Source organism: Nitrosospira sp. NRS527, from assembly GCF_018406445.1.
GTDB classification, from domain to species: Bacteria; Pseudomonadota; Gammaproteobacteria; order Burkholderiales; family Nitrosomonadaceae; genus Nitrosospira; species Nitrosospira briensis.
On sequence record NZ_AP024515.1, the window covers coordinates 1884183 to 1908100 of the forward strand.

At 54.2% G+C, this 23918-nt stretch carries 25 protein-coding genes; 11 read left to right on the top strand and 14 right to left on the bottom strand.

Annotated features, from left to right (window positions below; translation table 11 throughout):
* Positions 1–30 precede the first annotated feature (30 nt).
* From KJS40_RS08450 to KJS40_RS08465, 4 genes are all read left to right on the top strand, one after another.
* Positions 31–2184, top strand: coding sequence for a hypothetical protein (locus KJS40_RS08450; protein WP_213537110.1), 2154 nt, complete (start codon positions 31–33; stop codon positions 2182–2184).
* A 77-nt stretch (positions 2185–2261) separates the two neighbouring features.
* Positions 2262–3284 carry a class I fructose-bisphosphate aldolase gene (locus tag KJS40_RS08455; protein ID WP_213537111.1) on the top strand — a complete coding sequence of 341 codons (1023 nt, stop codon included), beginning with the start codon at positions 2262–2264 and terminating at the stop codon, positions 3282–3284.
* A gap of 34 nt (positions 3285–3318) precedes the next feature.
* Positions 3319–3705, top strand: coding sequence for a fluoride efflux transporter CrcB (gene crcB / locus KJS40_RS08460; RefSeq protein ID WP_107729340.1), 387 nt, complete (start codon positions 3319–3321; stop codon positions 3703–3705).
* Positions 3706–3789: 84 nt separating this feature from the next.
* Positions 3790–4122, top strand: a complete 333-nt coding sequence (locus tag KJS40_RS08465; RefSeq protein WP_213537112.1) for a DUF190 domain-containing protein — start codon at positions 3790–3792, stop codon at positions 4120–4122.
* A 415-nt stretch (positions 4123–4537) separates the two neighbouring features.
* Here KJS40_RS08465 and KJS40_RS08470 read toward each other — a convergent pair whose 3' ends face one another.
* Positions 4538–4699 carry a hypothetical protein gene (locus tag KJS40_RS08470; RefSeq protein WP_213537113.1) on the bottom strand — a complete coding sequence of 54 codons (162 nt, stop codon included), beginning with the start codon at positions 4697–4699 and terminating at the stop codon, positions 4538–4540.
* A gap of 453 nt (positions 4700–5152) precedes the next feature.
* Between KJS40_RS08470 and KJS40_RS08475 the strand changes: the two genes are divergently transcribed.
* Both KJS40_RS08475 and KJS40_RS08480 read left to right on the top strand, forming a co-directional pair.
* Positions 5153–8374 carry a hypothetical protein gene (locus KJS40_RS08475; protein ID WP_213537114.1) on the top strand — a complete coding sequence of 1074 codons (3222 nt, stop codon included), beginning with the start codon at positions 5153–5155 and terminating at the stop codon, positions 8372–8374.
* 130 nt (positions 8375–8504) lie between these two features.
* On the top strand, positions 8505–9689 hold the full coding sequence (locus KJS40_RS08480) for a hypothetical protein (protein ID WP_213537115.1): 1185 nt from the start codon (positions 8505–8507) through the stop codon (positions 9687–9689).
* 76 nt (positions 9690–9765) lie between these two features.
* Here the strand turns inward: KJS40_RS08480 and KJS40_RS08485 are convergent, their stop codons facing one another.
* Positions 9766–9930, bottom strand: a complete 165-nt coding sequence (locus KJS40_RS08485; RefSeq protein WP_213537116.1) for a hypothetical protein — start codon at positions 9928–9930, stop codon at positions 9766–9768.
* 65 nt (positions 9931–9995) lie between these two features.
* Positions 9996–10484: a hypothetical protein gene (locus KJS40_RS08490; protein ID WP_213537117.1), complete on the bottom strand. Its 489-nt coding sequence runs from the start codon at positions 10482–10484 to the stop codon at positions 9996–9998.
* Between the two features lie 419 nt (positions 10485–10903).
* Here KJS40_RS08490 and KJS40_RS08495 point away from each other — a divergent pair, with 419 nt between their 5' ends.
* Positions 10904–11206 (top strand): DUF4142 domain-containing protein, encoded by a 303-nt coding sequence (locus KJS40_RS08495; protein ID WP_213537118.1) that lies wholly within the window; start codon positions 10904–10906, stop codon positions 11204–11206.
* A gap of 22 nt (positions 11207–11228) precedes the next feature.
* Here the strand turns inward: KJS40_RS08495 and KJS40_RS08500 are convergent, their stop codons facing one another.
* Both KJS40_RS08500 and KJS40_RS08505 read right to left on the bottom strand, forming a co-directional pair.
* Positions 11229–11726, bottom strand: coding sequence for a hypothetical protein (locus KJS40_RS08500; RefSeq protein WP_213537119.1), 498 nt, complete (start codon positions 11724–11726; stop codon positions 11229–11231).
* Positions 11726–12379 (bottom strand): polysaccharide deacetylase family protein, encoded by a 654-nt coding sequence (locus tag KJS40_RS08505; protein ID WP_244859510.1) that lies wholly within the window; start codon positions 12377–12379, stop codon positions 11726–11728. Before KJS40_RS08505 ends, KJS40_RS08500 begins: the two co-directional genes overlap by 1 nt.
* A gap of 240 nt (positions 12380–12619) precedes the next feature.
* Between KJS40_RS08505 and KJS40_RS08510 the strand changes: the two genes are divergently transcribed.
* Positions 12620–13174 (top strand): NAD(P)H-dependent oxidoreductase, encoded by a 555-nt coding sequence (locus tag KJS40_RS08510; RefSeq protein ID WP_213537120.1) that lies wholly within the window; start codon positions 12620–12622, stop codon positions 13172–13174.
* A gap of 37 nt (positions 13175–13211) precedes the next feature.
* Here KJS40_RS08510 and KJS40_RS08515 read toward each other — a convergent pair whose 3' ends face one another.
* On the bottom strand, positions 13212–14483 hold the full coding sequence (locus KJS40_RS08515) for an NAD(P)/FAD-dependent oxidoreductase (protein ID WP_213537121.1): 1272 nt from the start codon (positions 14481–14483) through the stop codon (positions 13212–13214).
* Between the two features lie 26 nt (positions 14484–14509).
* Positions 14510–15520: an NAD(P)-dependent alcohol dehydrogenase gene (locus tag KJS40_RS08520; RefSeq protein ID WP_213537122.1), complete on the bottom strand. Its 1011-nt coding sequence runs from the start codon at positions 15518–15520 to the stop codon at positions 14510–14512.
* Positions 15521–15734: 214 nt separating this feature from the next.
* Here KJS40_RS08520 and KJS40_RS08525 point away from each other — a divergent pair, with 214 nt between their 5' ends.
* On the top strand, positions 15735–16058 hold the full coding sequence (locus KJS40_RS08525; protein ID WP_213537123.1) for a hypothetical protein: 324 nt from the start codon (positions 15735–15737) through the stop codon (positions 16056–16058).
* Between the two features lie 42 nt (positions 16059–16100).
* On the opposite strand, the gene mnhG is transcribed toward KJS40_RS08525, so the two are convergent.
* From mnhG to KJS40_RS08555, 6 genes are read right to left on the bottom strand one after another with little or no spacing between them, the layout of a single operon-like run.
* Entirely contained in the window at positions 16101–16475 is a 375-nt protein-coding gene (gene mnhG, locus KJS40_RS08530) for a monovalent cation/H(+) antiporter subunit G (RefSeq protein WP_213537124.1), read from the bottom strand.
* Positions 16472–16753: a K+/H+ antiporter subunit F gene (locus tag KJS40_RS08535; RefSeq protein WP_213537125.1), complete on the bottom strand. Its 282-nt coding sequence runs from the start codon at positions 16751–16753 to the stop codon at positions 16472–16474. Before KJS40_RS08535 ends, mnhG begins: the two co-directional genes overlap by 4 nt.
* Positions 16750–17238: a Na+/H+ antiporter subunit E gene (locus KJS40_RS08540; protein WP_213537126.1), complete on the bottom strand. Its 489-nt coding sequence runs from the start codon at positions 17236–17238 to the stop codon at positions 16750–16752. The genes KJS40_RS08535 and KJS40_RS08540 overlap by 4 nt, the downstream gene beginning before the upstream one ends.
* Entirely contained in the window at positions 17235–18878 is a 1644-nt protein-coding gene (locus KJS40_RS08545) for a monovalent cation/H+ antiporter subunit D (RefSeq protein WP_213537127.1), read from the bottom strand. Before KJS40_RS08545 ends, KJS40_RS08540 begins: the two co-directional genes overlap by 4 nt.
* Positions 18875–19219, bottom strand: a complete 345-nt coding sequence (locus tag KJS40_RS08550) for a Na+/H+ antiporter subunit C (protein ID WP_213537128.1) — start codon at positions 19217–19219, stop codon at positions 18875–18877. Before KJS40_RS08550 ends, KJS40_RS08545 begins: the two co-directional genes overlap by 4 nt.
* Positions 19219–22167: a monovalent cation/H+ antiporter subunit A gene (locus KJS40_RS08555; protein ID WP_213537129.1), complete on the bottom strand. Its 2949-nt coding sequence runs from the start codon at positions 22165–22167 to the stop codon at positions 19219–19221. Before KJS40_RS08555 ends, KJS40_RS08550 begins: the two co-directional genes overlap by 1 nt.
* A gap of 516 nt (positions 22168–22683) precedes the next feature.
* Between KJS40_RS08555 and KJS40_RS08560 the strand changes: the two genes are divergently transcribed.
* Positions 22684–22977, top strand: coding sequence for a hypothetical protein (locus KJS40_RS08560; protein ID WP_213537130.1), 294 nt, complete (start codon positions 22684–22686; stop codon positions 22975–22977).
* A gap of 47 nt (positions 22978–23024) precedes the next feature.
* Here KJS40_RS08560 and KJS40_RS08565 read toward each other — a convergent pair whose 3' ends face one another.
* Positions 23025–23231 carry a hypothetical protein gene (locus KJS40_RS08565; RefSeq protein WP_244859776.1) on the bottom strand — a complete coding sequence of 69 codons (207 nt, stop codon included), beginning with the start codon at positions 23229–23231 and terminating at the stop codon, positions 23025–23027.
* Positions 23232–23543: 312 nt separating this feature from the next.
* On the opposite strand from KJS40_RS08565, the gene KJS40_RS08570 reads away from it, so the two are divergent.
* Entirely contained in the window at positions 23544–23870 is a 327-nt protein-coding gene (locus KJS40_RS08570; protein ID WP_213537131.1) for a hypothetical protein, read from the top strand.
* Positions 23871–23918: the final 48 nt, after the last annotated feature.

Here is a 23918-nt window from a genome sequence, read left to right on the forward strand (position 1 = left end):
CAAAATTTCTAATAATACAAAGGATAGATCATGACTCCCTCACACACCTGGAAATTTTTCCGCGCGGGCGGATTCGATCAAGTACAAATTGATAACGGCGCGGATTTGCTGGCACTAAAGGGATTGGATCAAAAGCTGTGGGTAGCGTTGAGCTGCCCCACACGCGGCATAGAATTCGACACTAAAACCCTCGACTTGATCGACCATGATGCCGATGCGCATGTGCACGCGAATGAAGTGCTGGCAGCTATCGCCTGGGCAGGCGGTCTACTGAGGAATTCGGACCTGTTGGTCGAAGGGTCGGATCGGGTGGCTCTGGCTGATATAGACGATAGCAGCGAAGAAGGACAACAGGTGCTTGCGTCAGCACAATACATTCTGAAAACGCTGGGTAAGCCGGATGCGACAGAGATTTCACTGGCGGACATGGCTGACATCGAGAAGTTTGTCGCCGGTTTGGAATTCAATGGCGATGGCGTGGTTCCTGCCGGCCAGATTACGGATGCGGGATTGCGCACAACGATCGAAGACATCATGAAGTGTCGCGGCTCAGTAACAGACGTGAGCGGGAAGGCGGGTATCAATCAGGAAATCAATGATGCGTTTTTTGCGGAAGTTGCCATTTTTTCGGACTGGGGGGTTAAGGGTGACGCCGATGCCAATATTCAATTTTTGGGTGACAAGACACAAGCCGCCGCTGACGCCTTCCATGCCGTCAAAGAAAAGGTCGATGACTACTTCACGCGTTGCCAGATGGCCGCTTATGATGTGCGCGCAGCCGTCCCGCTAAGCCGCTCCACCGAGGATTACCAAGGCATTGCCGCACAAACGTTATCGGCACAAAACACCGATATCGCAAGTTTTCCGCTTGCGACAGTGGAGCCAAACAAACCCCTGCCATTGGTTTCCGGCCTCAATCCCGCATGGCAAAAACAAATAGATGCATTACGCGAGCAAACCATTGTGCCGGTATTTGGTAAGAAGGAGAATTTGCTCGCATCGGAGTGGGCCGCGCTCTGCACCAAATTCGACGCATTTGAAAAATGGCAGTCCGCCAAACCAGCCTGCTGCGCCGAGCAGCTCGGTAAGGCACGCCTGCGCGAGATCTTCAGCAGCAAGCACAAGGAAGCAATCAATGATTTGATCAACCAGGATAAAGCGGTGGAAAGCGAGGTAAAGGCGATCCATTCGGTAGAAAAACTGCTGCGCTATAAACGCGACTTATTTAACCTGGTGAATAATTTCGTATCGTTTCGCAGCTTTTATACCGGGAGAGATAAGGCGCTATTCCAGGTAGGCACGCTGTACCTGGACGGGCGCAGTTGCGAGCTGTGCGTGAGAGTTGACGATATTGGCAAACACGCTGAGTTTGCCAACATGAGCGGCCTGTATCTCGCGTATTGCGATTGCGTGCGCAAAGGGGGTACGGAGAAGATGAGTATTGCCGCTGCCTTTACCGCCGGCGACTCCGATTTTCTAATGGTGGGGCGAAACGGTATTTTCTATGATCGAAAGGGCCAGGACTGGGATGCCACTATTGTGCGCATCCTGGACCATTCGATCAGTATCCGCCAGGCGTTCTGGTCGCCATACAAAAAACTGAGCAAATTTATCGGCGATCAATTGCAGAAGATGGCCGCATCGAAAGCCGCCGCATCGGATGAGAAGTTGATCAAGGCGGCAGTGGAGAGCAGCACGCCGATAGCGGCGGGTACAGCTCCTCCGCCGCCAACGCCCAAGCCGCCTTTCGATGTAGGCAAGTTTGCCGGGATTTTTGCGGCGATAGGGCTGGCGCTCGGCGCTATCGGCGGCATCCTTGCTTCGCTGGTCAGCGGAATATTGGGGTTACAATTCTGGCAAATACCTTTGGCGATAATCGGCTTGATGTTATTGATTTCCGGCCCGGCCATGATTGTAGCGTGGTTCAAATTGAAGAAACGCAACCTCGGCCCCGTGCTGGACGCAAACGGCTGGGCGATCAACGCACGGGCCCGCATCAATATTCCATTTGGCACATCGTTGACCAAGCTTGCCCGTTTGCCGGAAGGTTCGCGTCGTTCGTTGGCCGATCCTTTTGCGGAAAAAAAAACAGTGTGGCCATTTTATGTGTTGATTGCGGGCGTCATCGTTGCCCTGATCGCGATGTGGCAAATGGGCTTTTTCGGAGCGCCTCCAGTCAAATAATCAGACTGGAGCGAAATTACCCGTGGACGCTTCCGGTTTCGATATGAATCTTCAGCCTTACAGGAGAATAAGCGCTCATGAATATTGACGAACTCAAGTCGGTGGCCGAGGCCATCGTTGCGAAACAGAAGGGTATTCTCGCGGCGGATGAAAGCAACCCGACGATCAAGAAACGCTTTGATTCGATCGCGCTTGAATCCACCGAAGAAAATCGCCGGCGGTACCGTGAAATACTTTTCACTGCGGAGGGTATCGAGCGCTACATCAGCGGTGTCATTCTTTTTGATGAAACATTGCGCCAGGGCACCCGCGACGGTATGCCTTTTGCCGAGTTGCTATCGAACCGGGGAATCATACCGGGCATTAAAGTAGACAAAGGCGCAAAAGCGCTGGCATTGTGTCCCGGTGACAAAGTCACGGAAGGATTGGATGGGTTGCGCGACCGGCTTGCGGAGTACAAACGGCTTGGGGCAAGGTTCGCCAAATGGCGGGCCGTGATGGAAATCGATGAGCACGACCTGCCTTCGGCATACGCGATCCATGCGAACGCCCATGCCTTGGCGCGCTATGCCGCCCTTTGCCAGGAAGCCGGCATTGTTCCGATTGTCGAGCCGGAGATACTCATGGACGGCGCCCACACTATCGATCGGTGCGAAGCAGCCACCTCACAAATGCTTGGAATCCTGTTTGGAGAGCTCAACGCGCATGGCGTACTGTTCGAGGGGATGCTGCTCAAGCCGAATATGGTAATTTCAGGGATGAAATGCCCGCATCAGGCCAACGCGCAACAGATTGCAGCAGCGACTATCCGTTGTATGCGCCGCTACGTGGCCGCCGCGGTGCCCGGAATCGTATTCTTGTCGGGTGGCCAAAGCGCGGAAGAGGCAACCAATAATCTGAACGCGATGAATACGGGGGATGCCCATCACCCGTGGCAACTCAGCTTCTCCTACGGGCGCGCGCTGCAAGCACCGGTTTTAGCTGCCTGGAAGGGACAGGAAGGCAATGTTGCCGCAGCACAGCGGACTTTCTTCAAACGCTGCCAACTGAATGGTTTGGCTCGCGAGGGATTATATAGCCGGGCAATGGAAAGCAACTGACTTGCAATAACAATAAAACAAATAAAACAATAAAATGGGTATCTACGCGATAACGGCGGTGGGTACAGGGGCTGCGCTGGGCGCATGGCTACGCTGGTGGTTTGGCATGGCATTAAACCCGGTATTCCCTACCCTTCCTCTCGGCACTTTGATGGCGAACCTGACCGGCGGCTATCTTGTCGGCATTGTGGTCGAGTATTTTCATCACAATACGATGCTGCCGCCCGAAGCACGGCTGTTTGCCCTTACCGGCTTTCTCGGCGGACTGACCACCTTCTCCACTTTTTCCGCTGAAACGGTCAACCTGCTGTTGCGGGAGCAATATGGCTGGGCCTGTCTCATTATTTTTTCACATCTGGCGGGTTCTCTGGCGATGACAGTGCTTGGAATCATGACCATCAAATGGCTGGCGCAACATTAACCCGCTTAGCGCACTCAAGCCGCGCAGCATCGGTTCGGACGCTGGCTGAATTCAACCGCGAAAGCGAATGACGGGAGAAAGAAGATGAGGGAGGACGACACGAAAGGCACCTTTCTCAAATTCTTTGTGAGCGAATATCGGGAACACGATGGCATTCTGCTATACGAATGGCTGCTGGAACGCGCCAAAAAAAGCGGCTTGCACGGCGGTACCGCGATACGCGCGGTGGCGGGCTTCGGGCGACACGGGGTATTGCACGAAGAAACTTTCCTCGAGCTTGCGGCAGACCTGCCGGTGGAAGTAAGCTTTGTCGCGAGCGAAGAGGAAATAAGGCGCTTTCTGGATTTGCTGCAGGCGGAAAACCTGGACCTTTTTTACGTCAAATTCCCGGTCGAGTACGGGTTTCTGCCGGAGTAAAAATACTGGCTGAACCGATGGCGGTCTTTCACATCCACAATTCCCGTTTCATTGCGCTACACTGACCCCACCGGTTTTCCATGGCGATTGCACACCTAACCAGTAGGTCGGGCTACGCCCGACATTGTTTTTTGATCGTCGGGCGTAGCCCGACCTACCCGTTGGGGTGCGCAGCGCGACGTGTAGCTACGTGATCGCGTGACTGCAAATACGCTGTCGAGATGACGGTGCATTTACCTGTCCGATATGCACGCCTGAGATACCAGGATTGGCAACGTGGCGCGCGATTCTCCTCCTGATTCACCCGGTTACCCATCGTTTTTCGTTATACATCATGTATAGCTACAAAAGGGTTGCAACGAGATTACCCAAACCCCCCAGCCCATCTTTGCCCGTGCGGAAATACATTCCTGAATTACCTCCCCTCTTGCGAGGATAAAGCCACAGGCAGCGTAATCCCGCTGCCCTCTTCGCTTGCGATACGCTCTGCTCTCCATACCATGCCGATGATGAGCGCCACGATGACGATTTTTACGCGCACAGTTGCGTTTTCCCCGCATACATTAGGACATTGCATTGATGAACCGAGAGAAAAGGCCCGACAGCAGGATCACTGCTGCCGGGCCCGTGGCGTTTGCTGCAAGGGAAAAACCGGCATTAAATTCCACTAGCTGTTCCCCAGTTGAATCTTACTCGTTTTGGACGCGCCGCCTATTGGACTGAAGTACAACCCGGGGTGTTAAAAGATATAACGGGAAGGTCTGCCGGATTGGAGAAGGCTGCAAAGTTTGCGGTAGTCATGATCGAAAAGATCAGGGCATCCGCAAATCGAGCAGCCTGATCCATTTAAAGCATCGCTTTGCTGTAGATCCCGTACCCATTTTTGGGTTGAATGAGGATGAGCTTTCCGCTTCATGGGTTTTCCGGTTTTTATAGGCGTTTATGCTATAAATAAGTGTAACTCTACCATTCCGGTTACCGCCTCGGTTGCCCGAGCCCAACTGGGCGGCACCAACAAAAGGCTTACGATATGGCGGAACAACAAGACGAAAAAGCCAAGCTGCCGCTAGCCGGAATATTTGCGTTGATCTCGATGATAAGCAGCTTCTTCATCTATCAGCAAATGTCACTCCAGACTTCCCGGCCGATCCACAAGGACACCGCAAGTCATATATTCGCGGATAAGGGAACTGTACAGTCGCGCCTTTGGCAGGATCCATTCGAAGCAGTCGAAGCGCATCGGCATAGCGAGAAACAAAATCCGGAAATGTCGAGCCACAAAGCGGTCGTTTCCTACCCGCTTTCCGATCTCATCAAGGTCATCGCGGAATCTGGAATTTCATCCGGGCTTCATGTCGTGCCGGTATTTGTCGATGGAAGTCCCTATTCCAGCGGCGCCGAGTCGCGGCTGAACGATCGCTATGCTGTCGTATCGGCTTTGGGAGCCGCAGGATACGTACCTGAATCAGGTGAATATATCCGGTTTTTCGAATGGACTCGTCACGACATGACGACGGGCACAACTGGTTTGGCTGTTCCGGCCGAATTGTTCATTCCGAAGTCAAAAATGCAGAATGAGCAAAATCGGCCTCATGTTCTGGTTTTATGGTTAAAAGATCAGGATTTCAGCCAGAAACCGCTCCAGTCTCTGAATGAGCTACTGGTCGAATTCAGTAGAGTGCTCAATACCGGCGCGCCTCATATCAGGCCGGCCTATAGTGTGTTGGGGCCCCGGTTTTCCACTAGCCTGAGCGCCATGCTGAAGGAAATGGAGAACGAGTTTAGAGACGGGTCGTCACCGTCCGGCCACAGGTGTTCAGCCTTGAACCCACACTTCAGCGAATTGAAAGACACGCGTTTCTATTCTCCCTGGGCAACGGCGAAGGATATTTTCTTGTTGGACTATTCCGCTGATCCTGAGAATAAAGAAGTGTCGCGAAGAACCGCCGAGGAAATATTCGATTGTGCAGGAATCAAAAACTTTACCAGGACCATCGACACGGATGCCGTGCTGGCAGAGCAGCTTCTGCAAGAACTAAAGCGACGACGCGTGGACTTGCGACCTTGTCCAGCTAAAGATTGCAATCCCAAAGTCGCGCTGATTTCCGAATGGGATACTCTTTACGGACGCGCATTGCCGCGCACATTTGCCGCGGTTGCAATGAACAACGGTTCTGGCGACCCCGGCCCGGGATTGGAAGCTGAAATTGACAAACTGCTCGGAGATCACTGGCCCGAGTGGATCTCACGACACTCATACCTGGCAGGACTTGACGGTGAACTGCCGGCGAAGGGATACGATAAGGGGGACGATAAAGCCAATGCACAAGATCAGGCACAGGCTCAGGCCAAAGGTCAGGCGTGGTTCGGAAGCCAACCTCAGGGTATCGAGAAAAATGTCGGCCAAAGGCCTGAAGGCCGCAGCCAACTGGATTATGTCGTCAGACTGGCAACGGCCTTGAAGCAAGAGGAAGCGAAGAATGGGAAATTCGGCGCAATCGGCGTGCTGGGCAGTGACGTGTATGATAAGCTCCTGATTCTGCAGGCATTGCGCGAAAGGTTCCCAACCGCTATTTTTTTTACGACCGATCTTAACGCCAGGCTGGCCTTTCCTGCCCAGTGGAAATCAACCCGCAATCTCATCATCGCTTCTCACTTTGGGCTGGAACTTCAACCTGAGCTGCAAACACCCATTCCGCCTTTCCGCGATAGTTACCAGACATCGTTATTTTATGCCGCTCTGATGGCGTTGAAGTACATCGTTTCTGTTCCCGATAAGGCGAACTGCCCGGATTGCGTCCAACTGAGCACGGATATGAATAAAAAACCGGAGTCAAGGGACTCTCTGAGGAACACGGGGCCGAGATTGTATGAAATCGGGCGGCACGGCGCTTTTGACATCAGTACCACCAGCGCACACATGCCGAATTACGCAAGCATCCATCCGGTGCGGCCAGATATGGATACCTATTTCAATACACGGCAGAATCTGAAGTGGATCGCGGGAGCAGTTGCCACGGCTGTTATATTTATTATCGGCACCATGCTGATCAGCAGTGCGGCGGCAGATATCTTTCTCAAACTCGGCTCCAACATATTGTTCTGGCTGGGCCTTGCCGTCGTGGCCGTGGTAATTTTCGACCTGGTGGAAGGGATGCCGCCTGCTGCGGAAAACGAGCCGCTTGCATTGACCGAGGGAATCAGCGCATGGCCAACGGCGGCCATTCGCCTGCTCGCATTGGTTACGAGCTTGCTCTTTCTCTGGTATTCGCGGCAAAAGATGAAAGGCAACGAAAACATTCTGACACGCGAATTCGCCTTTGAAGAAAAAAACATTAAAGTCACCGATACGTCCGGGGACGAGCATCGTCGCACCCCTTCTTCGCCAAGAATGCTCACCCAAGCTATTCGCCGCTCTTTAGGGTTATATATGTGGCGGCCGCATGCCGTTGGCCAGATTGATGCCATTCGTCTCTGGCGAGAATACACAATACTGGGTGAATTGAAAAATTTCAGCATGAGGGGCTTACCGCAGGTAGCTGTCGCTTTGTGCGTTGCCTGGCTGATGATGGTGCAATTCGGTTTTCCCAACACGCCATGCCGGGGTTCGAGCTGTTTCGCGATAAATGACGCGCTCATCGTTATGAACTTGATAGCGATAATGTTCCTGATATTCTATGTAATAGATGCCACGCGGCTCTGCCGTAGATGGGTCAACTGCATTGCCATGAATAAAGTACGATGGCCTGATGACACACTGGCAAAAATAGCCGGCAAGCGAGGCATCGGCAAGGAGAATCTGGACGAATGGCTGGGCATTGAACTGATCGCGGAGCGCACGACCGTCATCGGCAACTTCATCTATTTCCCTTTCATCGTCATGTTTCTATTAGGTATCGCACGCTACAACTACCTTGACAATTGGGATTTTCCCCTTGCGCTCGCCATTATTTTCATGCTCAACGCGACACTTATTTTTGTCAACAGCATGGCATTGCGAAGATCCGCCGAGAAAGCCAAACGAGAGGCCATCAAGCGCCTTGAAAGCAAACTCATCCAGCTATCCGGTCAAACACCGGATGAAATAAAGCAGAGGCAACAGATCGAATGGGCGATCCGCACAATCAAAAATAACCAGAGGGGAGCCTTCCTCCCCTTCACGCAGCATCCGTTCTTCGGGGCGGCAATTGCATTGCCTTCGGGTGGTTTTGGGCTCGCGCTCTTGCTGGAGTATCTTGCAACCGGTTTCTGAAGCGAATGAAATATTATTATTAATCATAACACTGGTCTATTAAATGAGCGGTCAACTACCGGATTTAGGATAACGATCCGCAGTTGCAGTTCGCATAAGTAACAGTCACCCAATACAGGACTTTATCGATATGCCTGGCGAAAAACTTTTCTATACCCTTGCATTTCTGCTACTCGTGCCCCGGGCTTTTGCGCAGGAACCACCGCAGACCCCGCCCCAACCGGCCGTTGCCAGCGAGAATGCCAAGCCACAGGATGACAGAACCCCCTCCCCGCCTGGTGCCAATCCTCTGAATTTCGAGGGTATTGTTATTCAGGCAATGCCACTGGAGGTAAAATCGATGAGCGGCGAGATACGCCAGTTTTTTCCCCGGGAAAAGGAAATCCCAATTGTTCAGCCCAAAACCGGCGATCTGGTCAAACTGACCTATGAACATACTCCCAAGGGCAACATCCTCAAGGGCGAAGTCAAGGTAGTCGGTAGAACCATAGTTGGGACGATAAAGGAAATTGCCATCGATATGTCGTGGCTCGTCGTCCGGACCCGGCAACCGGATAAGCCAGAGAACGAGATCAATATACCGCTCCAGGTAGATAAGCAGTTCCAGCCGCTAGTCTCAGCGATGCGTTCCGGAGACGGGATCAATGCAACATTCGTGCGAGATGGAGACGTCGACGCCATGGATGGAATCAATCACGTGAAATCCCTTGAATGGCAGAGCAAAGTGGTCGGCCGTGGCGCGCGATGGTTCTCGCTCATCGGTGCGCTGGTATCGCTTTGGGTTATCGCTTTCATTTTTACGAAGGGCCATCCGGCAGCATTGTTTCTCGGCACCGACAATCGTTACAGCAGTTCGAAATTCCAGACCGTTCTCTGGTTTACGCTGGTCATCAGCGCTTATATCGCCATCGTATCGCACCGTATCGCGGCAGCCGGCTGGACCTATGTGGGCGGGGTGGATATCCCACCCAACCTGCTCATCCTTTCCGGCATCAGCGTACTCACCTTTGCCGCTGCCAAGGCGATTACGACAGGAAAGGTCGAAGGCAAACCCGACATGAAAACGAACGCCAGTGCACCGAGGGCAACCAATCTCATCACCGATGACAACAATAAAACCGATCTGGGCGATTTCCAGATGGTGGCAATCACAATCCTGGCAGTCATTATCTATGCCATATCTGCGGTCGAATTCATGGAGCACATCGAGTTCCGTCGTGTCGTTACGATGCCTGATGTCGACGCAACGATGCTTTCCATATTTGGCTTGGGTCAGGCTGCCTATCTCGGCAAGAAAGCCGCTGGAGAGGGATAGCCCAAATATTGATCAGGTCTTCCATTTCCAGCTTCCGAGTGGAAGCCGGCGCCCACGAAGCGAGTCTCGCAACCGTTCAGCTTGGGCGATAATGCGCAGGAGGGCACTCGAAGCGGGCGTTTTCTGGAACGTATGTTTCCGTTTTTGGGATGCGCTCATCCAGGTCGTAGCGCCCGTCAAGGTAGGCCAACTGCTTGGTTAGCCTGAGACGCGTGGCGGACCCGTCCAAGTGAAATTCCACGCAGCCTTCTCGCTTGTGAACGCACCCAGCCATGAGGTTTTATACGATGCAATCGTATCGTACTGCTATACCGTTCTCGAATTCCCGTTCTTTCGTTTAACGTGGCACCTCTTTACTTGAATATCGGTAACTTGCCCCCCCAACTCCCGTTGTTTCGGCACATATTGCGTAGCCCACTCGTTTATTCTCGTCATGACGGGCTCAATCACGCCGTTGGCAACCCCCCCCGTAAGGTCAAGCTGATCAGCTAAAAAACTCTTACCCACACTTGGTTTGAAGCGACGTCCGACATAAACCGCCACTGCAGTGCTAAAGGCAACGTTCAGCGTGAGGGTACCTTTATCGGTGGACCTAATTCCTATGAAAGAAAGTTCCGAGGCTTTCCGAAGGGGAAATAAATAGAACGAGGGCAGGCATAAATGAGGGTGCCACCTAGACAAAAGCTCATCTTCGATTAGCGTGTCAATCCAAGACAGGATTTCATTTAAATCGAAACGGGTGAGGAAGTTGTCATATGTGATGGTAATTGTAAACTCAGGTTCGTTTTCTTCCATTTCAGTCTCCTCAATCTTTAGTTGAACACTTGCAGAGGAACGTTACTAAAAGCGATTTAAAGAGTGAGAAATTTTCTCGCACAACGAAACATCAACTCGGCCAATTTTTCCTTAATGCGAGTAACTAAAAAATGAGTGGCGTTAAACCTGATCTCGGCCCCGCTTCATTTCGTTCTTAATCGGTTTCTTAGCACAGCTGACCACCTAAATATAGTTCATACGAACGAAATTACTAGTGCCATTGCCGCCACTAGTAGCACGTTAGGACTAACGATTCCGCTTTATGGGGGACAGTTAACAAACTCCCCCGGAATGGCTGGGTAAAACATACCCGTTCTCCGCCTTATCCGTGAAACGCAACGCACTCTCATGCAGGTCGGTTATTGCCGGCGCCTATGAATCTATATTGTAGAGGTCCCATGAAGATTTTCCTCCTGTTTGCCAGTGAGTTTATCGCATCTAAATTTTGGACACAGGTCCAGGCACAACCAGCACTGAATGATCATCAAATCGCTGCCATAATCACCGCAGCGCATACCTTAGATATCGAATCCGGCAAGCTTGCTCAGTTCAAGTCATCCAGCGCGGAAGTACAGTTTTTCGCGCAACGGATGGTTGCTGATCATACGACAGCGCTTGCGCGAGCGAAAAGGGAAGCCTTACGCGCGCCAGGAAACCCCCAAGGCCGGACATTCGGCCCTGCAGCAAAACTCACGTTGTAAGTAAATTAGGGGTTGACCGGCCTCAGCGAGATTTTCGAAGCGCGCACTTGCCCATGTCAAACGTCAACCCCTCGTTACGATACCCCCAGACAGCGGTAAAGTTGCCGGTATCGTCGCTATTTCCGGTATCGATTGTCAATGAAACGATTATCGGCTCATTTCCGGGATGCGCAGTTGGTATCAGCTTACCGATCGCCGTAAGGTTACCCGAGGCCCGGTCCCTGAATACGGTCGCCTTGACTGCGTAGCAGTTCGTCCATAGACAAGCCGATAACTCGCCGGTTGTCGTGCTGTAAGCGAACCACTCGGCATGCTGGAAATCGCTGACTATCTTTTCGCACTGGTCTACGGTGCACTCATATTTGATATCCGGCCTGCAATCATATTCCCGATTTTCCTGCCCCGCCGCGATCGTCGGGCTTGATAACAGTATAGACAACAAGGAAAACAATGCGGAGCCGAGTGGAACGTCATCCCGGCGCCAATGATGCGCCTGCTGAAGCTCGTCACTGCGGTCCATTACGGTTCCGCAATGGTAAACCCCCATTCCCTTAACCGGGAGATAAAAGCCGGCAGATCCCTGGCCGTCCCCGTTTGCACGTGCATGAGGATATTGAAGGATTCCCTACGCGGGTGTTGCTCGAACTGACTCTCGATATTGTTTATTTTTTCCGGTCCCAGACCTTGCGGGGCTTTCCAATCCTCGGTATCGATGTCCCAGGTTACGATGTCCAGGGACAGGTCCCGTGCCACCTCGACCAACTCCGGATCGAGGTGTCCACGGAATCCCCCCGCACCGTATGGCGGACGGATTTTAGTCGGCGTTACGCCGGTGGTTTTCTTGATAATGTTCTGGGTGCGTTCCAGTTCACTGCGCACGCTTTGTTCTGTCGCCCGCTCAAGATCCGAGTGGCTCCAGGAATGGTTCTGGATGTCATGCCCCTGATCCACAATCATTCTTGCCGCTTCAGGATATTGCCTTACCTCGTCGCCCAGAACATAAAACTCCGCCTTGATTTCCTCCTGTTGCAGCGTCTGCAGGATGCTTTCAAGTGCTGCCAGGGGCGCTGGCCCGTCGTCGAACGACAGGATTACCGATTTTTCATCACCCAGCATTCTGATTCCCCCGACAAGATGATTAATTAACTCAACCCTGGCCTGCCAATGACACATCAGTTCCTGAATTCAGGTGTTGCTCCTGCACTAATGCCAGACGCCGGACAGCAATGAAATCGTGATTTTTTGCTGCTATATTATGGATACAAAGAACGTTATCATTGGATGGCCTTTTAACTATTAGACCAACACCAGCAGCTAGTCAAGTTTGGTATATTCGAGGTGCCTCCCAGGTAGGGTTGCTGAACGCGAAACACGCATATTCATTTTCTGCAATTTTTCATAAGGAAATCCCACATGAGCCAATATCGCATTGCGATAGTGATCGGCAGCCTTCGCCGTGATTCGTTCAACCGCAAACTGGCTGGCGCAGTGATGCGACTGGCTCCGCCGGAGCTTACTTTCAAACAATCCCAAATCGGCGATCTGCCGCTCTACAATCAGGACGACGATGGAAACCAGGCAGAACCAGTCAAACGATTGAAGAACGAAATTACGAATGCCCACGGGCTTCTGTTCGTCACACCCGAATATAATCGTTCGATGCCGGGCGTGCTCAAGAACGCAATCGATCATGCCTCGCGCCCGTATGGGGCGAATGCCTGGGCCGGCAAACCAGCGGGGGTGATAGGCGCCTCACTAGGGGCCGCGGGCACAGCCATGGCGCAGCAACACTTGCGCAATACACTCGCCTACCTGGATGTACCGACGCTCGGGCAGCCTGAAGCGTTTATCCATGTAAAAGAAGGATTGTTCGACGAGAATGGAGACATCGGGATTGAAGATACCAGAAAATTCCTGCAAAACTGGATGGATCGCTATGTCGCGTGGGTGAAAAAGCTGGCCGTCTGATAAACCAATTCTTATCGTTGAAGCGCTTTTGCCCGGGCTACTTCTCGCGCCCGGGATTTGCCGCTGGCCTGATTATCATCCTCAACGATTGGTCCTTGGTAAAGTAAGCGACTCCCCAGTTGAACAGGGTCATTACCCTGTTTCGATAGGTGATCAAGGAAAAAAGATGTACGAACAGCCATGTCATCCAGGCAACGAAACCGTTGAAGTGCATTTCGGGTTTGGGAAGGTCTGCCACGGCTTTATTTCGCCCGACAATGGCCATCGAACCCTTGTCATGATAGAAAAACGGCTTTAACGGTTTGTCATAAAATGCGGCAAGCAGGTTAGCAGCCAGGTTTTTACCCTGCTGAAGCGCTACCTGCGCCAGTTGCGGGTGCCCCCGCGGAAAATTCCTGTCGGTAACCATCAGACAGGTATCGCCGATAGCATAGATATTCGAGACACCCTTCACCTTGTTATGCTCGTCCACCCGAAGCCGGTTACCGCGACCATAACAATCCGGCGGAATGCCGTCGAACACTTTTGCGGTTACCCCTGCGGTCCAGAGCAGGATTCGGGTCTTGATCGTTTCGCCATCGGCAAAGATGACGGCATTGTTTACATAATCTTTCACCAGTTTGTTCAGCCGTACTTTCACGCCCATTTCAACCAGCCTGTCATAAGCATATTGCTGCGATTTGTCGCTCATTGACGCCAGCAACCCAGGCGATGCATCCACAAGGTAGATATCCACTTCGTGGCCAGCCAGTTCCGGATAATCCTGGTGCAGTATATTCTCGCGCATCTCCGCAAACATTCCCGCAATTTCAACCCCGGTGGGTCCGCCACCCGCGATGACTACAGAAAGCCGCACCTTTTGCACGTCGGCGGCAACGGTTGCCTCCTCCATTTTCTGGATCATGTCGTTGCGGATTTCTATAGCATCGTCCACTGTTTTCATCGGTAGTGCGGCCTTGCGGATATTTTCCATTCCAAAATAGTTGGTTTCCGTGCCCGTCGCGAGAACAAGATAATCATAAGACAGCTCTCCGGTAGATAAGAGAACCTTGTTGTCTTCCGCAATAACCTTTCGCAGGTCGCCCAAACGGAAACTTACGTTCCGTCTACCATGAAACAATTTGCGAAATGGATAGCAGATATTGGATACCTCAAGAAAGCCGGTCGCTACCTGGTACAAAAGCGGCGGAAAGAAGTTGTAATTATTCATATCGACTAGCGTGACATGAAAATCGGGTTCTTCAGCCAGGTGCTTCACCAGGTTAAGCCCTGCAAAGCCGCCGCCGATGACCACCACTTCTTTTTGCATTTTTTATGAAAAAAATGAGAGGAAGCTCAAATATCAAGACATATCTTGCCAAAGTGCCGGTTGGATTCCTGATAGCGGAAAGCCTCGACAATCTGTTCCAGCGGAAAATGCCGATCGATTATCGGCTTCATGCTATTAGCATCGATAGCGCGGATCATTTCCATCTGGTGGCGGCGGCTGCCGACGACCAATCCCTTGAGGCGTAACTGGCGCGTGAGAACCGGGAGCAACGGCAGCGTTCCCGTCACGCCGGAAAGGATGCCGATAATCGCGATGTGCCCACCGATGCGTGCCGCTACCATGGATTGCGCCAATGTCGACGGTCCACCTACCTCGATGACATGATCGACCCCGCGACCAGCAGTCAATCGGCGCACCGAGTCGCCCCAGTTCGGGTCTTTCCGGTAGTTGATCAGGTAGTCTGCGCCCAGCGCTTCCAGCCGGCCAAGCTTCTCATCGCTGGATGAGGTGGCGATTACCGTCGCGCCCGCCATCTTGGCAAATTGCAAAGCAAATACCGAAACGCCGCCAGTTCCCTGGATCAGCACGGTCTCGCCGGGCTTCAATGCGCCATCCACCATCAATGCGCGCCAGGCTGTCAATCCCGCGCAGGTAAGCGTGGCCGCCTCGGCGTGGCTATACCCCTTGGGCGCACGGGTGAACGCGGTAACAGGCATGGTAACCTGCTGGCGTGCAAAACCATCGATGCCATCGCCTGGAACAGTGCTCATATCATCAATCTCAGGTTCACCCTCCAGCCACAACGGGGAGAAAGTACTGACGACATGATCGCCCCGCGCGAACTCAGTCACGCCCTCACCCGTCGCTACAACCTCTCCCGCTCCATCCGACATGGGGATACGTGGAACGGTTGGTGCCCACATCCCGCTGACGACCGCGTAATCGTGATAGTTAAGCGAACTCGCCCGGATGCTGACGGTAATCTCGCCCAGTTTCGGCGGCAAAGGATCGCTTGTACCCAGCGTTACACGATCGAACCCCCCGCCGGGTTGCACGTAGATAGCCTTGTTGGTCATGATTGTTTCTCCTGTCGAAGCCTGGAACAGGTTGAGATGGAAAAGAACGTTTTTGTGTTTGTAGCGTATATACTTTATCAGGTTGCGGACAACTAAACGACACTCGCGGAATCAGGTATCCTCACGGATTCGAAGAGATCACGCGCGCCCTACGATCAAGCGATCAAGCAAAATGCTCGGCGGGGTCTTTTGATGAACAAGGAAAAACAAATCCATGGAATCCAGGGCCATCATCAATACCGAGAACATAATCACTACCACGGAATTGTTCATGCGTATCAAGCGGCTGGAACAGGAACTGAATTACCACTGTTCCGATGAATATTCGAAAGAGCTGAAGGCACTGGGAATACTGGAGAGGAACGTTGAAGCCGTGGCCTCGGTTTCGACTTATCAACCGGGCTCGGACCTGGTTCGCGACAGTTACCTGGAGGAATATAAAAAAGCCGTACAAACGCTGCCGGGTACGGCGAATACGGGCGAAGTACTATTCCGTCCCGTTGATTTCGGCGGCATAACCTATTGGCTGCGTCAGTAAAGTTCAAGCATCGTAGCGCTTGAGCTTCAATGGGTCGCGGTATTATTGCATCCGCTGAATTTGCTTGAGCGCCTCGCTTGGCTGACCTATCGCCTTTTTGCGCGCATCTCTGCGGTCCCGGTATATTCCCGCCCGTATGAGAAGCATCGAGGTCACCGGAGATGTCGTTACGACAAATAGCGAAATCAGCAATTCCTGGAAGACGAACCGTTGAGCATGCAAGGAAGCGACCAATATCGATGCCAGCAATACGCAACCTAGGCCGAGCGTATTGCCCATGGTAGGCGCATGTATCCGCGCAAACAGATCAGGCAGCCTGAGCAAGCCGAAGGAACCGGTCAGCGCGAGCGCCGCTCCCGATACCAGCAGTAAGGAAGCCAGCACGTCCGCCCACACGGGGATATCCGCCGTCATCATGATTCGATTACCTCTCCGCGCAGCAGAAATTTTGCCATGGCAGCCGAACCGACAAAGCCGAACAGTGCAATCAGCAGGGCGATATCGAAATATATCCTGGACCCGAACTGGATACCGAGCGTCAGTACAGTCAGCATGGCATTAACATAGAGCGTATCCAGCGCCAGCACGCGGTCTTCCGCAGCCGGCCCGCGCAACAGCCGGATAGCCGCGCAAATCATGGCCAGTGCAAAAGCAATCAGCGCGAAGGATACGGCCCAGGGTAGCAGGGTATTCATTCGAAGATCTCCATCAGTGGGCGTTCATAACGGTCTTTGATCGTACGGATCCAGGTTTCCTCATCTTGCAGGTCGAGGACATGGATCGTCAAGGTAGCACCATCCGGCGCCAGGCCCGCCCAGATGGTGCCGGGTGTCGCAGTCACTATACAGGCTAGCGTGGCGAGGCCATACGGAGCGCGCATATCGATAGGGATTTCCATGAAGCCGGAATTGGAGCGTGCTTTCGCCGACCCGAAAATAATGCGTGCAACTGCGATATTCGAAAGGGTGATATCCAGCAGCACAACGAAAAGCAGCCTGATCGCAACCAGGAGGTGACCGGGACGCGCGCGCGATCGCAGCATCGCAGCGGTCGCAAGGGAAACGGTTATCGTCATTACGAGGCCCAGCACAATCTGGCCCGGCGCCAGCGAATCATTGAGCAGGAGCCAGATCGCGAACAGAACTATCGTAAACAGCGATAGAGATGGCCATCGTTTCATCGCTCAGGTTCCCCAGCCCCATTTGACGGGGATGATAAAAGGCCGTTCCCCAGCACGGCATCAATGTATATTCGCGGTGAAGATAACGAAATCTCGGTAAGTGCGAGATAATTGGCCGCCGGCCCCGCTCCCGCCGTGAGCCCCATGCTCAGCAGTAGCAACACGGCCACCGGGGCCGCTTCGGTCAGATGCAGTCGCGGTGTGACGATCTCGTCCGAGCTCCAGAACAGGCGCATGCCCATTCTGCACAATGCAATGATACCGACCAGCCCCGACCCGAGCATCGCCGCCCATAACGCCCAGGTCGATGCCGGCACGGTCTCGAGCGGTGCGGTTCCCAGCGTGGCCGAAAGAATCATGAATTTGCCGACGAAGCCGGACAGCGGCGGCAGTCCTGTTACCAGCAGCGCACACGATACGAAACTCAGGCCCAGAAACGCCATGGCTGCGGGTAGTACAATACCCACCACCTCATCCGGACGGTCGGGATCGAGCGGATCGTCGAGGCCGAATGATTCCAGTGAAACGTCTATCGCGTTGTCTCCAAATCGCTGAGTACGCTCGATCATTTCGCTCAGCATGAAAAAAGCGCCGGTCGCCAATACAGAACTGACCAGATAAAACATCGCCGCGCCTTTCATCCCCTCTCCCCCCAGCCCAAGCGCCGCCAATAGCGTGCCAGCTGACACGATGACGCAATACGCCGCCAATCGCTGGGGTTGCTGCACGCTCAGCATGCCTGCGGTACCGAGTGCAAGCGTGATCATGCCGATGCCGAACAGCCATCCATCATTAAACGGTGCAGGTGCACCTGAGGCAGACAGCAGCGACCCCAATCGCAGCAGCGCATAAATCCCCACCTTGGTCAGGATTGAAAACGCCGCCGCCACCGGCGCCGCCGCAGCGCCATAAGCCGCCGGCAGCCAGAAGTTCAATGGCCATGCACCCGCCTTGACCAGAAACGCCACGCCCAGGATCGCAGCACCCGCTTCGAATAAAATACGGTCGCCGTCGTCCAGTCCCGGCACCCGCACGGCCAGATCCGCCATGTTCAGTGTGCCGCTTGCGCCATAAATCAGCGCGACGCCAATCAGAAAAACAAGCGAAGCCGCCAGATTGATGGCAATGTAGTGCAAGCCTGCCTTGACGCGAGCAGCGCCCAGACCATGCAGGAGCAAACCATAGGATGCGGCCAGCAACACTTCGACAAACACGAACAGGTTGAACAAATCGCCAGTCAGAAAAGCGCCATTCACGCCCATGATCAGGAACTGGAACAGTGACTGGAAATGAGGCCCCATCCGTTTCCAGCGCGCCAATGCATATACCAACGATGCGAGTGCCAGTACCGCGGTCAGCATCAACATCACAGCAGACAGCCGATCCGCTACCAGCACGATACCAAACGGCGCCTCCCAGCCGCCCAGCAGATACACCGCGATTCCTCCCGGCCAAATCTCCGGCATGCCGCGATTGGCCATATATACGAGCAAGGCCGCCACCGCGAGGTTTGCCAGCGTGGCGCTGAGTGCGATGAACATGCGGGTGGTGCGCCGGGATTCGGCAAACAGCAACATTACCGCTCCCGCCACGAGTGGTATGACTACTGGTAATACCGGCAAATGCTGTAACCAGCTCATGGTTCAGGCTCCTCCTCGCCGTCGACGTGATCCGTGCCGGTCAAACCCCGCGATGCGAGCAAGACAACCAGAAACAGTGCCGTCGTGGCAAAACTGATCACGATTGCTGTCAGCACCAGCGCCTGGGGCACAGGATCGTCAAAGCGGGTTGGGTCGGGGTTGAGCGTGGTAATGATGGGCGGGAGATGGACAGCCAGCCGCCCCATGCCGAAAATGAACAGATTGACCGCATAGGACAGCAGGGAGAACCCGATGATGACCTGAAAGGTACGCGGCCGCAGTAGCAGCCATACGCCGGATCCGGTCAGCACGCCAATCGCGAGAGCGTAGACAATTTCCATCAGCCCTCCGGTCCCGCCTGCGCCGGAAGCGCTGCCACGCTGCCGGTGGCCGTCTCGGGTCGTGCCTGGGCCGCGCTTTTCCGATGGGCGCGTAACGATTGGTGCGCGAGCGCTACCAGGATCAGCACCGTTGATCCAATCACCAGAAAATAGACACCCAGGTCGAACAACAGTACCGTGGAAAGATGCAGTTCGCCGATTACCGGCAAAGTTTCGTGCCACGCCAGGGCTGAGAGAAATGGGCGCGTTGCCACCCATGCCGATATACCCGCACCCGCCGCGCACAAAAGCCCTGCCCCGATCCAGTAGTGGGGGCGAATGCGCGTGCGCGACTCCGCCCAGGCGGTGCCGCCGACGAGGTATTGCAGGATAATTGCCGTCGCCATGATCAACCCGCCTACGAATCCTCCACCGGGCTCATTGTGCCCACGCAGCAGGAAAAAGACCGATACCATGCCGGCAACCGGCAGCAGTAGCTGGACGAGCGTACCCGGCACCATCATCGGGCCCGGCGGCAGCGGCGCATGCGGGTCCGGCGCGGCCATGCCCGTCTGCGCATCCTGCTCACGCTGCTGGGGCGGCGGCTCCATGCTCTCTGGCGCGGGGCGGAACCGCCGCAGCAGAGCGAATACGGTCAGCGCAACGATTCCCACCACCGTAATTTCACCCAGCGTATCGAAACCGCGGAAATCGACGAGTATCACATTGATCACATTGGCGCCGCCACCCAGCGGCAACGAATTTTCGATGAAGAAATGGGAGATGCCTTTTCCAGCCTGCCGCGTCAGCACCGCATAGCTCAACATGGCCAGGCTGACCCCGGCAATGCTTGCAAGCGCCAGGTCCCGCAGGCGCCGGCTACGCGCCCGCACCCGTGCCCCGAATGAATCCAGTGCATCGTCGATCCAGGCGTACCGGGGCGGAAGCCAGCGCAGACCAAGCAGGATCAGGACAACCGTCACGACCTCCACGACCAGTTGCGTCAGGGCCAGATCGGGTGCCGAAAACCAGACAAATGTCATGGCCGTGGCGAGCCCTGCCCCACCCGCAAGGCTAAGCGCGGCAAGACGATGGTACTTCGCCTGGGTCGCCGCACCAACCGCACACGCTGCGCCCACCAGCCACAGCAGCGCGAATGCCGGCTGGAACGCCGACCCGGCCATATTGCCCGCCGGCAGCCCCTTGTGCAATGGTACCAATGCAATTGCGAACACCGCGCAAATCAGGAGCAGCAACTGGACTTGCAAATGTTCTGTCGAGAGCCACCGCATCAGCCACGCCGCCGACGCATCGAGTTTCTGGATCGCAAATTCGAAAAGGCGCCTGCCGTCGAAGCGGTTGATCAACGGGACTACCGCCGCGCCCTGCTGGTATTTGCCGAGCGCCAGATAGAGTCCGGTTCCGACAACCATTGCCACCAGGCTCATCACCAGCGGGAGATTCAGCCCATGCCAGACCACCAGACTATAAGACGGCATGTATGCGCCCAACACCGAGCGGGCCGCCGTATCCAGAAAGGGTCCCATGGTCGCGGCTGGAAACATGCCTACCACCAGGCAAGCCAGTACAAGCAACGCGCTGGGCAGCAGCATCCAGCGTGGCGGCTCGTGCGGCTTTCTCGGTAAATCCTGTGCAGGGGGTCCGAAAAACACCTGCAAGATAAAACGCAACGAATACGCAACGCTGAATATTCCCCAGATCACTGCCAGCACCGGCAAGCCAATACGCGTGACCGCATGGCCGCTGACAAACATCGTCTCCGCGAAGAACATTTCTTTTGAAAGGAAACCATTGAGCAGCGGGACACCCGCCATCGACGCCGCCGCGACCATGGCCAGCGTCGTGGTGATGGGCATGGCCCGATACAACCCGCTCAGCCGGGTAAGGTCCCGCGTGCCGGTCTCGTGGTCGACCATGCCGGCCGCCATGAATAGCGAGGCTTTGAACGTCGCATGATTCATGATATGAAAAATAGCCGCGATCAATGCCAGCGAGCTGTTCAGCCCGAGCAGCAGCGTGATCAGCCCCAGATGGCTGATGGTCGAATACGCCAGCACACCCTTCATGTCCCGCTGGAAGATCGCCGCATAGGCCCCCAGCACAAGCGTAATAAGGCCCGAGGTGCCAATGATCCAGAACCAGGCTTGCGTGCCGGCGAGCACGGGCCATAGCCGCACCAGTAGAAATACCCCTGCCTTGACCATAGTCGCCGAATGAAGGTAAACCGATACCGGCGTCGGCGCCGCCATTGCATGCGGCAGCCAGAAGTGAAACGGAAACTGAGCACTTTTGGTAAGCGCGCCCAGTGCGACCAGGACCAGCGCCGGCAGATACCATACATCCGCGCGAATAATGTCGCCTGAAGCCAGCACGACATCCAGGTCATAACTGCCGACGATATGCCCCAGTATCAGCATGCCCGCAAGCAGGCATAAACCGCCGGCCGCCGTCACGGTAAGCGCCATGCGCGCACCACGGCGCGCATCCACCCGGTGGTACCAGTAAGCGATGAGCATGAACGACGTCAGGCTGGTCAGCTCCCAGAAAACCACGAGCTGAATGAGATTACCCGAGAGCACAACCCCGAGCATGGCGCCCATGAAAGCCAGAAAAAACGCGAAGAAGCGCGGCACGGGATCTTGCGCCGCCATGTAGTACCGCGCATACAGTATGACCAGCGCCCCCATCACGGACACCAGCATGGCAAACAGCCAGGCGAAACCATCTACGCGAAACGTAAAATCCAGGCCCAGTTCCGGCACCCAAGGCAAGACCGTGCGCACCACGCCCTCGCTGACTACCTGCGGGTAGAGCTGAAACGTCAGCGTGACACAAGCCAGCGCAACCGCGCCTGCGAGCCAAACTGCCGCATTACGTGCGTGAGATGGCAGGACCGCCGCGCAGAGGCTGCCCGCAAATGGCAGGATGACAATCCAGATGGGTGACATGAATATTGTTATTGTTCCAAGGAATAATGGTGTAAACCCGAGGACAGGCGGTCAGCTGTTTTGTACGTTGCCCGCGCAGCACCTGAACCGTCCGCCTCGAAAAAGAGCCGAAGTTTCCCGCGTCTGCGATTTTAAATGTGATGGCTCTCTGGATTGGCAGCTAAATAGAGATTATCGCTGTGAGTGAATCAGCGGCGCCGCATTCCAGGCAACGAATAGGGTGTTTTCTCCGGATTTTACCGCAGACTGACCGTTAACCCTACCATTGATCGCAGGGGGTTGAGGTGGTTACGGCGCCGCTCATGGCGGCCCAGCTATCTTCCCCTGCGCGAAGTTCCCACGAATATACGTGAAGAAAAAGAAATTATTTTTTTATCTTTATGGGCCGTTAAGTCTTTTTGACCTTCCGCTTTAGCTTCTGATCAATCGGGAGATGTCGATATCAGTATTGATCATAAAAGACTTACCTCGTCACATCTTCACCTTGAAGCCACCATGTATCCAAGAGGAAAATTTATGAAATACTCGCATAAAATCGCTGCTGCTGCCGTCGCTCTGATTACTTCTCCTGCGCCTGTCTACGCAAACTATTATTTGAATACTGTCATTAACAACACAGGCAATGCGATAACGGTATCGTCAAATGTCGATGCTGGCAAATCGATCACGCGTGCCGGTCTCGGTCGCAATGGCTTCAAAATGGCTATCGGAGTGCCAAAAAGCGGCGTGGTCGTCATTTATGAGGACGGCACATCTTGCCCTGGATTTCCGTGGGCCGCAAAAATAGAGTATGCCGGTGATCTGGACTGAAATTATTTTTGATAAAAGATACGGAATATTAGTTAATAATGGCCTAGTTATTTCAGGATTAGGCCGTACTGAAAAATTAGCGCAAAGCTATGCTTGTCTATATGGGAGTAATGGAAAAGACCGCCTGCACGTAATTCACTCACAGACCGGCCAATTCTACGGCGAAGGAGAGTACGCAAGGTTACCCTATTTGCATAACCGACCCGGTTGGCAACCAGATCAATGCTGTCACTGCTTGTCCGCAGTAAGTGCACCGCGCGTTCAACGCGCAGATCCTGAAAATAGGAGAGTGGCGTCTTGCCCAATAGGAATCCTTACAGGAATCCTTACGGTACCCCAGATTGATGCGAACAGGGAAAAGCGTAACCACTTCAATGCAGGAATTCATGCATCAGATGTCAGTGCGCTTCATTTCAAAAATAGTTTTGCAAGAAGCTCATCAATGTTGTATTTATCCACAAACAGATTACCTTATAATCGGTTGCCCTACCCCACCCTGTGTGTGCAAGGAATTTTTCCCGCCCGCACACTCCCACAAGCCAGTCAACCCAGAATGGAGTTATCAAATGCCCATTAGTGCTACCGTCAACGCCGTATTCACTATCGATAGTAAAGCCTACACGGCGTCCATTAATATCCCCGATTCCACCCCCACCGCGATCGCGCCTTTCCATTTCAGCGTTACCTCGCAGGCGCCCGCCTCCGGTGGCACCACACCGCCACCGCAGACGCTGCTGCAGGTAGCCGTCGGCGCCGCCAGTCAGGTGTATGTTGCGGTCTCGCCGCCTATGGATGTGATTTCGGGTGCCGTCGGCAGCGATATCGTCCAGGACCTGAATATGGTTGTCTCGGAAGGGAAGTACGACGTCGCCACCGGCCAATTTACGGGCTAATCAACATTTGAATCCGTGGGCGAGGAGGCTGTTACCACCTTGCCCACG